Annotated in this window: 11 protein-coding genes and 1 riboswitch; of the genes, 9 read left to right on the top strand and 2 right to left on the bottom strand. The window is 66.8% G+C overall.

All coding sequences use genetic code 11. From position 1 onward, the window contains the following. Positions 1 to 69: 69 nt before the first annotated feature. Together ACIUM1_RS20905 and ACIUM1_RS20900 are read right to left on the bottom strand one after the other, a co-directional pair. Positions 70 to 936 carry a CbbQ/NirQ/NorQ/GpvN family protein gene (locus ACIUM1_RS20905; protein WP_406814467.1) on the bottom strand — a complete coding sequence of 289 codons (867 nt, stop codon included), beginning with the start codon at positions 934 to 936 and terminating at the stop codon, positions 70 to 72. Positions 937 to 987: 51 nt separating this feature from the next. Continuing rightward, positions 988 to 2,721, bottom strand: coding sequence for a nitric oxide reductase activation protein NorD (locus tag ACIUM1_RS20900; protein WP_406817790.1), 1,734 nt, complete (start codon positions 2,719 to 2,721; stop codon positions 988 to 990). A 125-nt stretch (positions 2,722 to 2,846) separates the two neighbouring features. On the opposite strand from ACIUM1_RS20900, the gene ACIUM1_RS20895 reads away from it, so the two are divergent. The 9 genes from ACIUM1_RS20895 to metE all read left to right on the top strand — a co-directional run bounded on the left by ACIUM1_RS20895 (position 2,847) and on the right by metE (position 13,928). Further along, complete coding sequence (locus ACIUM1_RS20895; RefSeq protein WP_406814466.1) at positions 2,847 to 3,821, top strand: SDR family NAD(P)-dependent oxidoreductase; 975 nt, start codon at positions 2,847 to 2,849, stop codon at positions 3,819 to 3,821. A 2-nt stretch (positions 3,822 to 3,823) separates the two neighbouring features. After that, entirely contained in the window at positions 3,824 to 4,393 is a 570-nt protein-coding gene (locus ACIUM1_RS20890) for a nuclear transport factor 2 family protein (RefSeq protein WP_406814465.1), read from the top strand. Positions 4,394 to 4,437: 44 nt separating this feature from the next. Then, entirely contained in the window at positions 4,438 to 5,604 is a 1,167-nt protein-coding gene (locus ACIUM1_RS20885) for an acyl-CoA dehydrogenase family protein (RefSeq protein WP_406814464.1), read from the top strand. After that, complete coding sequence (locus ACIUM1_RS20880; protein ID WP_406814463.1) at positions 5,601 to 6,722, top strand: acyl-CoA dehydrogenase family protein; 1,122 nt, start codon at positions 5,601 to 5,603, stop codon at positions 6,720 to 6,722. Before ACIUM1_RS20885 ends, ACIUM1_RS20880 begins: the two co-directional genes overlap by 4 nt. A gap of 154 nt (positions 6,723 to 6,876) precedes the next feature. Continuing rightward, positions 6,877 to 8,157 carry a TetR/AcrR family transcriptional regulator gene (locus ACIUM1_RS20875; RefSeq protein WP_406814462.1) on the top strand — a complete coding sequence of 427 codons (1,281 nt, stop codon included), beginning with the start codon at positions 6,877 to 6,879 and terminating at the stop codon, positions 8,155 to 8,157. A gap of 96 nt (positions 8,158 to 8,253) precedes the next feature. Continuing rightward, entirely contained in the window at positions 8,254 to 9,096 is an 843-nt protein-coding gene (locus ACIUM1_RS20870) for an SDR family oxidoreductase (RefSeq protein ID WP_406814461.1), read from the top strand. A gap of 19 nt (positions 9,097 to 9,115) precedes the next feature. Then, positions 9,116 to 9,757 carry an SDR family oxidoreductase gene (locus ACIUM1_RS20865; RefSeq protein WP_406814460.1) on the top strand — a complete coding sequence of 214 codons (642 nt, stop codon included), beginning with the start codon at positions 9,116 to 9,118 and terminating at the stop codon, positions 9,755 to 9,757. A 139-nt stretch (positions 9,758 to 9,896) separates the two neighbouring features. Next, the gene (locus ACIUM1_RS20860) at positions 9,897 to 11,126 is read left to right on the top strand and encodes a glycosyltransferase (protein ID WP_406814459.1); all 1,230 of its coding nucleotides are present in this window, start codon (positions 9,897 to 9,899) and stop codon (positions 11,124 to 11,126) included. Positions 11,127 to 11,265: 139 nt separating this feature from the next. Beyond that, a riboswitch (cobalamin riboswitch) is annotated at positions 11,266 to 11,522 on the top strand. A gap of 135 nt (positions 11,523 to 11,657) precedes the next feature. Then, a complete protein-coding gene (metE, locus tag ACIUM1_RS20855; protein ID WP_406814458.1) occupies positions 11,658 to 13,928 on the top strand; it encodes a 5-methyltetrahydropteroyltriglutamate--homocysteine S-methyltransferase in 2,271 nt (756 codons plus the stop codon). Positions 13,929 to 13,938: the final 10 nt, after the last annotated feature.

Raw genomic sequence — 13,938 nt, 5'->3', positions numbered from 1 at the left:
GTCTAGATTTTCGCGCGCCGATCAAAAACCTAATATTTGTTCAGACCCTAGCGGGGCCGGTATGCAGCGTCAATCATCGGAGCCGCCGGACCCGTCCGGCGCCAGGTAAATTTCGATCATTTCGCCCAGCGCCTTGCCCACCGCGACATCGTCGGTCAGCGGGCCGGCGATCGCGGCACGGGCCGCCTCACGCATGCTCAGGCCCTCGGCGACCAGCCTGCCGGCGGCGATCAGCACCCGCGTCGACGCGACCTCACGCAGCCCGCCGGTCTCCAGCCGGCGGATGGCCTGCCCGAAACGGACCAGCTCCGCCGCGGTGGACCCGTCCACGCCGGCCTCGTGCGCGACGATGCCCTCTTCGATATCGGCTGCGGGGAAATCGAATTCGATTGCCACCATCCGCTGCCGTGTCGAATCCTTGAGGTCCTTCAACACGCTCTGATAGCCGGGGTTGTAGGAGACGACCAGGCCGAATCCGGGCGCCGCGTCCAGCGTGACGCCGAGTCGCTCGATCGGCAGCTGTCGCCGGTGATCGGCAAGCGGATGCAGCACCACCGTGGTGTCCTGCCGGGCCTCCACCACCTCGTCGAGGTAGCAGATCGCTCCCTCGCGCACCGCATGGGTCAGCGGGCCGTCCACCCACACGGTCTCGTCGCCGCGCAGCAGATACCGGCCGACCAGGTCCGCGGTGGTGAGGTCGTCATGGCAGGCGACGGTGATCAGCGGCCGGCCCAGGTCGTACGCCATCGCCTCGACGAATCGGGTCTTTCCGCACCCGGTCGGACCCTTCAGGACCAGCGCGAGGCCCTGGCGGTAGGCCGCCTTGAAAACGGCCTCTTCGCCGCCGACCGCTTGGTAGTAGGGCCGCACTTCTTCCTTCCCGTCCGCTTCGGACGGACCGCCGTTGAAGTATGCAAGCCCGGACTCGTTGGCCATAGCTTCCCTTCTGCCCGCCGATTGGAGCCTAACCGGAACAGATCTTTGTTTTCAAGTGCTCTGACGGGCGGTGTTGACGTGGTCGCGCGCCAACTGTGTTCTGGGACTTGGCATCACCGATATCCTGCGACGAACCTCCGCCGAACGCAGGGCGGATCGGAACAACGGTCCGATCACGCCGGCGAGCTGTTCGGGGCGCGCGATGGTGGCGTGCGCGGTACTGCCGAACACCCGGCGCAACGACGACACGTCGGTTCCCGCGCCGATCGTCAGGCACACGCAGCCGGTTCCCCGGCGGCGGGCCTCGGTCAGCGCGCGGCGCGCGTCGGCGGCACCGTAAGCCCGCTCGTATCCGTGGTCGTAGGCCAGTCCATCGGAGAGCACCACCAACAGCCGTCGTGACGTACCGCCGCGCGCCTCCAGGGTCGCCGAACCGTGCCGGATCGCCGCGCCCAGGCGTGAATACGCGCCCGGTTCCAGGCTGTTGAGCCGCCGGATCACCTGGGCGTTCAGCTGGTCGTCGAACCGCTTCACCGGCACCATGCTCACCGCGCGACGGCCCTGCGAGTAATACGCGTACAGCGCGACGCGGTCACCCAGATCGTGCAACGCCACGGTCAGGTTGGCCACCGCCGCCCGCTGTTGTTCGTGCACCGTGCGCCCGACCGTTCCGGGTTCGCCCGACGAGCCGGACACATCGAGCAGCAGCAACACCGACAGGTCGCGACGGCGCCGCAGGCTGTCGAGGTACACGGCCTCGTCGGGCACCGATCCGGCCCGCACCTCGACCCGAGCCTCGACGGCCGCGTCGATGTCGATGTCGTCGCCCTGCGACTGCCGGTGCCGACGGTGCAGGCCCATACCGAGCCGCGACAGCGGCCGCCGCACGCCGATGGCGTCGTCGAGTGGCCAGGCCGCCCCGAAAGAGGTGGCCTTGATCTGCGGCTCGACCTCACGCACCGTGCACCATGCCGGACGGTAACTCTTGCGCGCGACGTCCCATTCCGGATACCGCACACCGTCCGCGGCGGTTTGCGCATCGTGCTCGGCGTCCGCGTCGTCGTCACCGGAGGTCGACGCCAGCGACGCGACGGCGTAGACACCGCGCTTGCCGGATTTCGTGCGGTGGGTCGGGTTGTCCACGCCAGGCGGGCCGCCGCCACTGCCGGTCTTGCGCGCGGAGGACAGCATCTTCTTCAGCCATTTGCCGATGAATCCACCCCCGCCGACGGGGCTGGTGAACAGGTCCGGGTCATCGGAGTCGTCCACCTCGCCGTCGTCGAGCTCCTCGAGTTCCGTTGCGCCGTGGCGCCGCGGCATATGCTCCGGCTTCGCCTCTTCGTCTTGTTTCGCCGTCCGGGCGCAGGCGGCTACCACCTTCGCCGCGCGGATGACGCCGAAGTCCGGTGCCGGGTCCTCGAGCGTCACCCGTGCGGCGGCAATGGCGAGCGACTCCTCAGGTGAGTCGCTGCGAGCCGCGATAGCACGGTCACCCAGCGACGCCAGAACACTTGGTAGCAAAGGGGCGTTGGCGACCAGTGCGCGGTGGCCTTCGACCGAGAGATAACGCTTGGTCAGCCTGCGGCGGCGAACCATCGCGCCCACCACATCGGGTTCCAGGCTGCCGGCGGCGATCATCGACGCCTGCACGGCTACGGCGTTCAGTTGCGCGAGCAGGCCCGCGGCGCCATCGACGTAGATGATCTGGCCGTCGGTCCATGCCGGTTCACCCGGTGGCAACCCGGCGACCGCGACGGCCCGGCCCGCGAGCGCGGAGGCGAGCATGCCCAGGGCCTGCAGTCGGTCGGCACCGTCGCCGTCCACCACCCTCAACCTCCAGTATTGTTGACCAAATATCTGTTCCACCGTAAAGTCCGGCTGCACAGCAGTCAATGAATCAGGAGCACACGATGATTGACTTCACCGGCCAGGTGGCGGTGGTGACCGGGGCCGGTCGGGGACTCGGTCGGCTGTACGCGCTGGACCTGGCGCGCCGCGGCGCCGCCGTGGTGGTCAACGATCTCGGCGGCTCGATGCGCGGCGACGGTTCCGACAGAGGCGTCGCCGACGAGGTGGTCGACGAGATCAGGCAGGCCGGCGGTCGGGCGATCGCCTCATACGACTCCGTGGACAACCCGGCCGGCGGCCAGGCGATCATCGATGCGGCCGTGGACACCTTCGGGCGCCTCGACGCCGTCGTCAGCAACGCCGGCATCTTCGGCAGCGTGCCCTTCGAGGACCTCGCGCACGACGACTGGACGCGGATGCTGCGCGTACATCTCGACGGCGGCTTTCACCTGTCCCAGCCCGCGTATCGCGTGATGAAGAACAACGACGGCGGACGATTCGTGTTCATCTCGTCCTCCGCCGGGATCTTCGGCCAGCCGATGGAGGCGCACTACGCGGCGGCCAAGGCCGGGTTGGTCGGGTTGACGAACGTCATCGCCATCGAAGGCGAAGCGCACGGCATATTGGCCAATTCCGTTATGCCGACCGGGTTCTCGCGGATGGTCACCGAGACCGTCGGCGACGAGAAGTTCCTCGCCGAATCGGGCTTCATGCGAGCCATCCGGCCCGAGCTTGTGGTGCCGCTGGTGACGTTTCTGGCCAGCACCGCCTGCACGTTCACCCACCGCAACTATTCCGCGGCCGCCGGCCGCTACGCGCGGGTGTTCGTCGGCCTCACCGAAGGCTGGCTCGCCGACGCCGAAAGCCGGCCCACCGCCGAGGACATCGAGGCGCATCTCGAGCGGATTTCGTCGACGGAGAAGTTCATCGTGCCCGCGTCGATCGTCGACGAGGTGCTGGAAGTGTGTGAGCGGCGTGGCGTCAGCCCGATGCCGGGCAACGCTGAGGTCGCATTCCCCGAACCCCGAGGGAGCTGAACGTGGACGGCGAATTGCGCGACCAGGTCCGGCATCTCACCGACCGCGCGGAGATCTACGACTGCATGCAGCGCTACGCGCGCGGAATCGACCGGCAGGATCGGGCATTGCTGCGGTCCGCCTACCACGACGGCGCCGTCGACGACCACGTCGGATTCGTCGGCCAGGTAGACGATTTCATCGACTGGGCGCTCGCGTATCACGGCAGCCAGACGCGATATCAGCACTATCTGCTGAACCACACCGCCGACATCGACGGCGACGAGGCCCACGCCGAGACCTACTACCTGTTCGTCGGGACCGACCGTGAACCGGCGAACCACATGACGGTCTCCGGCGGTCGTTACGTGGATCGCCTGGAGCGGCGCGACGGGCGTTGGGCCATCGTCGATCGCGTCTGCCTGGTGGAGTTCATCAACGAATCGCAATCGCTGCTCACCGACGAAGCCATCGCCATGGTGCCCGGAACCCGCACGCCCCGCCACGACAGGACGGACGCCTCATACGACCGGCCACTCACGGCGTCGCGCATGCCCGCCGACATCGTTGACCAGATATCCGCCCAACCGTAGAGTCCGGCTTGGTCAGGGCATTACGACGCTGAAGACAGAGGAACGTGGACTTTTCATACCCGACGGAAGTTGAACGGTTCCGCAGCGAGCTGCGTGACTGGCTCTCGCAGAACCTGACCGACGAGCTGGTGGCGGCACGCCGGCCCACCGGCCGCGACGACGCCGGGTTCGAGATGTTGCGCGCGTGGAACGCGACAATGGCCGACGCGGGATGGGCCGCGGTGTCGTGGCCACCCGAATACGGTGGGCGCGGCGCAACGGTGCTCGAGCAGCTGGTCTACACCGAAGAGACCACGCGCGCCCGAGCTCCGATGCCGCTCAACGTGATTGGGCTCAACAACATCGCCCCGGCCATCATGCAATACGGCACCGAGTCGCAGAAGATCACGCTGCTCCCCCGCATGATGCGCGCCGACGACATCTGGTGCCAGGGCATGTCGGAGCCCGAAGCGGGGTCCGATCTCGCGGCGCTGCGCACCCGCGCCGTGCGAGACGGCTCTGAAGATGGAGACTTCGTCGTCAACGGCCAGAAGATCTGGACCTCGCTGGGGCACCGGGCCGACTGGTGTCAGCTCTACGTGCGCACCGATCCCGAGGCGCCCAAGCACAAGGGGATCTCCTGCCTGATCGTCGACATGACGCTGCCGGGCATCGAGGTCCGCCCGCTGGTCACGCTCAACGGTGACGCCGACTTCGCCGAGGTCTTCTTCCACAACGTGCGGGTTCCCGCGGACGCGTTGCTCGGTCCGCTCAACGCGGGCTGGCAGGTGGCCACCACCACGCTCAGCCACGAGCGCGCCGGGGCCGCCAGGCTGTACGCGGAGATGCAGGTGCGGCTCGAGGAGCTGGTCAACGATCTCGCCGCGGCCGGCACCGGCGCGCTGGACGATCCGGTGACGCTGCGGCGCCTCGGCGAAATCGCGGTTCGCATCAAGTATCTCGAGGTCCTGTGTCAGCGTTCGATCTCGGCGACGCTGCACGGCGGCCCAGAAATCGTAGCGTTGGGGTCCGCCAGCCTCGCCAAGACCGTGTGGGGCGAGATCGGACAGGACCTCGCCGCACTGGCCTTCGACGCTCTCGGCACCCGGGGTGCCGGTGCGCCGTGGGCGAACTACCGCCTGACGTCGCGGTCCCTGACCATCGCGGGCGGTACCACGCAGATCAACAAGAACATCACCGCGCAACGAGTGCTGGGGCTGCCGCGCAAATGAACCTCGAACTCACCGACGAACAGGTGGCGCTGCGCGACACCACACGGCGCTTCCTCGCTGAGAAGGCACCGATTTCGCAGCATGTGCGCGTGCTGCTCGATGATCCGGCCGGAACGGACGAGGCGGTCTGGCGCGGTCTCGCCGATCTCGGAACCACCGGCCTGCTGGTGCCGGAGGAGTACGGCGGCGCCGGCATGACGATGGTCGAGGCCGGCATCGTCGCCGAAGAGCTGGGCGCCGCGCTGCATCCGGGGCCGTGGTTGTCGACCGCGGTGGCCGCCGCGCGGGTGCTGACCCGGCTCGGGGATAACGACATCGCACCGAAGTTGTTGCGCGGCATCGCCGACGGCACCACGGTGGCCACCGTCTGCTTCCCCGATTCGCCGAACGCCTCGATCGCCGCGAGCCGACGCGATGACGCGATCGTGCTGCGCGGCGAGATCGCCGCGGTGCCCGACGCCGCGGCCGCCGATGTTCTGCTCGTGGTCGCCGAAGACGACGACGGCAGCGCGCTTTTCGCGGTGCGGGCCGGCTCGTCCGGGTTGTCGGTCGCGCCCGAGCACGGCATCGACCAGACCCGCAAGCAGTTCCGCGTCACGTTCGACGCCGTACCCACGCAGCGACTGGCCTCGGCGCCCGCGGACCACCTGGCGGCGGTGATCGACGACGTGCTGATCGCCACCGCGGCCGACGCGCTCGGCGCCGCCCGCGCCATCATGGGCCTCGCCGTCGAATACGCGAAAAGCAGAACACAATTCGGCCAGCCGATCGGCTCCTTCCAGGCCATCCAGCACCTGTGCGTGGACATGTTCGAGACGGTCGAGCTGGCCCGCAGCGGTGTGATCCACGCGCTGTGGGCCAGCGACGCGTTCCCGGGAGCCGACGGCCAATCCGGCGAGGAGCGCCATCTTGCCGCGATGCGGGTGAAGGCGTTCGCGGGGCGACTGGCCACCGTGGCCGACACCGCGATCCAGGTGTTCGGTGGGATCGGCTACACCTGGGAGCACGATGCCCACCTCTATCTCAAACGCCTGCTGAGCTGGAGCGCTTTCCTCGGCGGTCCCGACCGGTATCTCACCGAACTCGGTGCGCGCCTTGCCAACAGAGGTCGCCGGTGATGGCCGCGCACGGGTCGAATGCCCAGGCATGGTTTTGTGCAGGGCATTCATCGCGCCGGGTTTGATAACCTTCAACAAAGAATTGGTTCGGCAAGGAAGGACGAATGCGAATGTTCGCCAGCCCGCAGTCGTCCCGATTTGCACACCGCTAATCATGGCGAAGGCCAGGTCGCCGCGGGCCAGCAGCTCAGCTGATTCTCCGACGCGCCGCGCCGAGATTCTGGCCACCGCCGCGTCATTGATCGCCTCCTCGGGGTTGCGGACGTCGCTGCAGGAGATCGCCGATGCCGCAGGCATTCTTCCCGGCAGCCTGTATCACCATTTCGAGTCCAAAGAGGCCATCCTGGTCGAGTTGATCCGCCGTTACCAGGACGACCTGGAGCGCATCGGCCGGGCCGCACAGGCGAGACTGGACGAACCCGACTCACGCCCGATCGCCGAACAGATCATCGCGCTCGGCTCGGCGATCGCCGACTGCGCCGTCGAGCACCGCGCCGCGTTGCAGATGTCGTTCTATGAGGGGCCGAGTACGGATCCTGAACTGATCGAGCTGACGCGGCAACGGCCTGTCGCGATCCAGGAGGCGATGCTGCAGACGCTGCGTGCCGCCCGGTGGAGCGGTTACATCAAACCCGATATCGACCTGCCCACGCTGGCCGACCGGATATGCCAGACCATGCTGCAGGTCGGGCTCGATGTCATGCGCCACAAATCCGCCGCAGACCAGGTGGCCCGACTGCTGTGCCAAATCATCTTGCACGGCTTGGCAACTCGGCCCCCTACCGACTCGGCGCTAGACCGGTCGAAAGCGTTCACCGCCGCCAGTGACGTCATCGCGACATGGTCGGACGACAGCGATGCGGACCCGAGCGATAAGGCGGCGGCGGTGCGCGCGATCGCACGGGCCGAATTCGGCCGCAAAGGATACGAAGTCACCACCATCAGGGACATCGCCTCGGCGGCCGGCCTTGGCACCGGAACGGTGTATCGCGTGATCGGATCTAAGGACGAACTCCTCGCATCGATCATGGAATCCTTCGGCAGGAAGGTCGAGGCGGGCTGGGTCAGCGTCCTGCGCTCTGATGCCACACCGATCGAAAAGTTGGATGCGTTGAGCTGGGTCAACGTCAACGCGCTCGATCGGTTTTCCGACGAGTTCAGGATCCAGCTGGCCTGGATGCGCCAATCGCCACCGGACACGCCCAACCCGGGCTGGCTCTATGCCGCGCGGCTGCGGCAGATGAAAACGCTTCTATCCGAGGGCATCCGGTCGGGCGAAATAAGCGTCGACGCACCGTCCACCGCGATGTTGGCCCGCTGCGTCATCGGGCTGCAGTGGATACCGGAGAACATCCTTCAAGACATCGGCACCCGTGCGAGCCTGGTGCACGCCCGCGACACCGTCCTGCGGGGCGTCGCCGTCCGCGGCAAGTAAACCTCAATCAGCCGCCCCGGTATTGAACCAAATAACTGTTACCCATACAGTTGGGCACGTAGAATCGCGTTGGCGGTTAATGAGAAGGAGATTTCCATGTCTATTGTCGATCGCTTGCGCTACGACGGAAAGCGCGCCCTTGTTGTCGGCGGCGCGACCGGAATGGGCGCGGCGGCGGCCAAGTCGGCCGCGGAACTCGGTGCTGAGGTCATCGTGCTGGATTACGCGCCGGTGGACTACGACGTTGCGCAGTCCGTGCACGTCGACCTGCGCGACCCCGCCTCGATCGACGCCGCGCTCGAGCAGATCGGCGGGCCCATCCACGCGTTGTTCTCGGCCGCCGGGGTGGCCGACGGCACGACCGACCTGTTGAAGATCAACTTCATCGGCCACCGCCACCTCATCGACCGGCTGCTGGAAAAGAACCAGCTGCCCAACGGCTCGGCAATCTGCTTCATCTCCTCGGTCGCCGGCATGGGCTGGGAGAACGACCTGGACCTGATCAATGAATTCCTGGCCACCCCGGACTATGCGGCGGCCGTGGCGTGGTCGGAGGCGCACGAGGCCGAGGGCATCATTCACTACGGCACCAGCAAGAAGATCATCAACACCTATGTGGCCAACCAGGGCTACCCGCTGCTGAAGAAAGGCATTCGCATCAACGCGATCTGCCCGGGCCCGACCGACACCCCGCTGGCCCAGGCCAATGCGGACCTGTGGTTGTCCTTCGCGCAGGACTACCGCGACGAAACCGGCTCCAAGGTCCACACGCCCGAGCAGATGGGCGACGTGATGGCATTCCTCAACAGCGAGGCCGCCTCCGGCGTCAGCGGCGTCACCCTGCTGGTGGACACAGGGCACACGATGGCGTCGATCACCGGCTCCTACGCGCCGGGCAAGCCCCTGATCGACCTGATCATGGGGAAGGTCAAGCTCTGACCGCGCTACCGTCGAAGGCATGGCACGCATCATTGTCTTCGGCGGGCACGGCAAGGTCGCACTGCAGCTCTCCCGGATTCTGAGCGAACGCGGCGACGAGGTGAGCTCGGTCTTCCGCAATCCCGATCAATCCGACGATGTCGCTGCCACCGGCGCCAAGCCGGTGGTGGCCGACATCGAGCGGCTCGACACCGACGCGCTGGCCGATTTGGTGACCGGGCACGACGCGGTCGTCTTCTCCGCGGGGGCGGGGGGTGGCAATCCGGAGCGGACCTATGCAGTCGACCGGGACGCCGCTATCCGAATCATCGACGCTGCCGGGCAGGCGGGCGTCAAGCGGTTCGTCATGGTGTCCTACTTCGGCGCAGGCCCGGATCATGGTGTGCCGCAAGATGATCCGTTCTTCGCCTACGCGGAGTCCAAGGCGGCGGCGGACGCCCACCTGCGCGCCAGCGACCTGGACTGGACGGTGCTCGGACCCAGCCGGCTCACCTTCGAGCCCGCGACCGGACGAATCGAGATCGACGGGGAAATGCGCGAAGTCTCGCGTGCGGACGTCGCACTCGTCATCGCGGCCGCACTGGCAGAAGATGCCACCATCCGGCGGACGATCGAATTCAACAACGGCGACGTCCCTATCGCCCAGGCACTGTCGGGCTGAGCGCGGCAGGCAGCCGAGTACGTTTCACAGCGCAGCTGGCCTATGGCGTTGAGTCGGGCTGACGCCGACGTCACGAGCTAGTCTGAGGCCGTTCAATGACATCACGTCTCAGTCGACATCACCTCGAAGTCAGGTTGTGATGAAAGTTCTGCTCGCGGTCCATGGAACTCGTGGCGACATCGAACCTGCCGCCGCCATCGGGCGGGAACTGCTGCGCCGAGGTCACGACGTGTGCATGGCTGTGCCGCCTCACATGTGTGCCTTCGTGGAGTCGGCGGGGCTTGACGTGGTTGCGTGGGAGAGCACGCCGTGGCCGGGCTACGGGGATTTCATTCGCAACGCGGACGGCGGGATTCCACCGGATGTGATGACCGAAATGATGGAGCATGTCGCCCGCGCCTGGGCGGAGTGGTGCACCACGCTGATGGCGCTGGCAACAGGGGCCGACCTGCTGGTCGTGAACAAAGCCGGGCAGGGCCGCGCCGCCATCGTCGCGGAGTATCACGACATTCCGCTGGCCGTGCTGACCTTCTTCCCCCAAGAACCGCCCCGCTTGGGTGGCATACTCGGCCACACCACCAAGGGCGCTGAAGACGCCCTACGCCGGGCGGTGGGTCTGCCAGAGACAACAGGATCCTCTGAAGCGCTGGAACTCCATGCCTACGACGGGCTCTGTTTCCCCGAAGTCGCAACGGAGTGGGCGGAACAGCGTGGGCGATGGCCCTTCATCGGCGCGCTGACACTGGAGTCGTCGACGGATGCCGACGACGAGGCTTTGGCCTGGATTGCTGCGGGCACCCCGCCTATCTACTTCGGGTTTGGCAGCATGTCGATCGAATCTCCGGCTGAGATGATCGCCACGATCAGCGCTGCCTGCGCGCAGTTGGGCGAGCGGGCGTTGGTCTGCGCCGGCTGGAGTGATTTCGCCGGCGTCCCCCATGACGAGCACGTCAAGGTCGTGGATGCGGTGAATCACACGGCCATCTTTCCGACCTGTCGCGCGGTGGTCCACCACGGTGGTTCAGGCACCACGGCTGCCGGTCTGCGGGCCGGAGTGCCCACGTTGATCCTCTGGTTCATGGTCCATGATCAACCGCTGTGGGCGGCGACGGTCGAACGGCTGGAAGTGGGCCGCGGTCGGGCTTTTTCGGAAAGCACCCTGGCATCACTGGTCGCGGACCTGCGTTGCATCCTCACTCCGGAATGTATGCGTCGAGCCCGTGAGGTCGCGGCACAGATGACCACGCCCGCCCAGAGCGTTGCCAGCGCCGCCGATCTTCTGGAAGAGGCTGTCCGACCCAAGCACTCGTCCGCCGTTATTTCTGAGGTCTTCGCTGACGACCGAATCGATGACGTAGCCCCCCGGTGACATCATCGCTACCGGTGGTGTCCAAAGAGGCTTCGTAATCCGGGAATCCGGGGAACCGGGCCGAAACTCATCGTCATCGCGCGGTTGACTAAGCTACGCCTTGCAGCTGGTCTGCTTGCGCCGCAACCGCGGCGCGGGCATCGAGCGAGGCAATGTTAGTGACGCTTCGTAAGAGGGAACCCGGTGAGAATCCGGGACTGTCCCGCAACGGTATGCAGGAACGACCGCCGTCAGAGTTTTTGGCAAGCACTGGTCGCAAGACTGGGAAGCGACGGCCACTAGTAAACCTGCCCGGCTCCTCAGCGGCCCGTTTTCGGGCCGCATCGTCGGCCGGGCGGAGCACCAGCCGGTGCACGCCTGCGAGTCCGGAGACCTGCCAGCTGTGCCGGGCGCGCCGCGTCCGGCGGCTCATCGCCTCGAGGAATGGGCGTTAGGCTGCAGCCGTTGCGGTGGTATCTGGGTACACGCCGCTAACGGATCAGCTGCACGTCCACCGGCGGTGACCATCACGCTGATTGAAGGACGAATATCGTGACCCCTCAAGCATTCACCGCAACGGTTGTCGGCTCGCCACGCATCGGCCCGAAGCGCGAACTCAAGCGCGCCACCGAGGGCTACTGGAAAGGACGTACCAGCCGCGCGGAACTCGAAGACGTCGCGGTCACCCTGCGCCGCGACACCTGGAAGAATCTGGCTGACGCCGGTCTCGACTCGGTACCGGTGAACACCTTCTCCTACTACGACCAGGTGCTCGACACCGCGGTCATGTTGGGCGCGTTGCCGTCCCGGGCCGCGCAGGTCCCCGACGACCTGGACCGCTACTTCGCCGCGGCACGCGGTAATAAGGACGTCGCGCCGCTGGAGATGACCAAGTGGTTCGACACCAACTACCACTACATCGTTCCCGAGATCGAGGCCGCGACGAAGTTCACGCTGAACCCGGACAAGGTGCTCTCCGAGCTGAAAGAAGCTCTGGAACAAGGAATTCCGGCGCGGCCCGTGGTCATCGGGCCGGTTACCTTCCTGTTGCTGAGCAAGGCTGTCAACGGTGGCGGCGCGCCGATCGAGCGGCTGCAGGAGCTGGTGCCGATCTATTCCGAATTGCTGTCGTTGCTGGCCGACCACGGCGCGCAATGGGTGCAGATCGACGAGCCCGCGCTGGTCACCGACATCTCCCCCGACGCGCCGGCGTTGGCCGAGGCGGTCTACAACAAGCTGGGTTCGGTGAGCAACCGTCCCGCGATCTACGTGGCCACCTACTTCGGTGACCCCGGCGATTCGTTGGGCGCCCTGGCCCGCACGCCCGTCGAGGCGGTCGGCGTCGACCTGGTTTACGGTGCCGACACCGCGGTCGCGGCGGTACCCGAGCTCGGCAACAAGATCCTGGTGGCCGGTGTGGTCGACGGGCGCAACATCTGGCGCACCGACCTCGAGGCAGCGCTGAGCAAGCTGGTGACGCTGCAGGGTTCGGCGGCCCACGTCGCGGTTTCGACGTCCTGCTCCACCCTGCACGTGCCCTACTCGCTGGAGCCCGAGACGGGCCTGGACGATGCGCTGCGCAGCTGGCTGGCGTTCGGGCAGGAGAAGGTCGCCGAGGTGGTGACGCTCGCCCGCGCCTTGAACGAGGGTCGCGACGCGGTCGCCGATGAGATCGCGGCATCAAACGCCGCGGCGGCGTCCCGCAAGAGCGACCCACGCCTGCACAACGACGATCTGCGGGCACGCATCGACGCGATCGTCGCGTCGGGTACGCACCGGGGTGACGCGGCCCGACGCCGCGCCAGCCAGGAGGCGCGGCTGCATCTGCCGCCGCTGCCAACCACCACCATCGGGTCTTTCCCGCAGACCGTCGAAATCCGCAAGGCGCGCGCCGCACTGGTCGCCGGCGAGATCGACGAGGGTGAGTACGAGAAGCGGATGAAGCAAGAGATCGCGGACGTCATCAAGTTGCAAGAGAGCCTCGGGATTGACGTGCTGGTCCACGGTGAGCCGGAGCGCAACGACATGGTGCAGTACTTCGCCGAGCAGCTGGACGGCTTCTTCGCCACCAAGAACGGCTGGGTGCAGTCCTACGGCAGCCGCTGCGTGCGCCCGCCGGTGCTCTTCGGCGACGTGATCCGCCGGCACCCGATGACGGTGGAGTGGGCCAAGTATGCGCAGTCGCTGACCGACAAGCCGGTCAAGGGCATGCTGACCGGGCCGGTGACGATCCTGGCGTGGTCGTTCGTTCGGGACGACCAGCCGCTGGCCGACACCGCCAATCAGGTGGCGCTGGCCATCCGCGACGAAACCGTGGACCTGCAGGCTGCCGGGATTGCGGTCATCCAGGTCGACGAGCCCGCGCTGCGTGAGCTGCTGCCGCTGCGCCGGGCCGATCAGGAGGATTACTTGCGTTGGGCCGTAGGGTCTTTCCGCTTGGCTACCTCAGGCGTCGCGGACTCAACGCAGATCCACACTCACCTGTGCTACTCGGAATTCGGTGAGGTGATCGGCGCCATCGCCGACCTGGACGCCGACGTGACGTCCATCGAGGCTGCGCGCTCGCACATGGAGGTGCTGGACGATCTGAACTCGATCGGCTTCTCCAACAGCGTCGGTCCGGGCGTTTACGACATCCACTCGCCGCGGGTGCCGAGTACCGGTGAGATGGCGGAGTCGCTGCGCGCGGCGCTGCGCGCGGTGCCGGCCGAGCGACTGTGGGTCAACCCCGACTGCGGTTTGAAGACCCGCAACCCCGAAGAGGTGAGCGCGTCGCTGAAGAACATGGTTGCCGCCGCACAGGAAGTGCGCGCCGGCGTCTGAGGGTTTCGCG

The sequence above is a fragment of the Mycobacterium sp. M23085 genome, from assembly GCF_045343915.1.
Taxonomy (GTDB): Bacteria; Actinomycetota; Actinomycetes; order Mycobacteriales; family Mycobacteriaceae; genus Mycobacterium.
The sequence above is the reverse complement of the archived record's forward strand: the minus strand, read 5'-3'. Positions and strand labels throughout refer to the sequence as shown.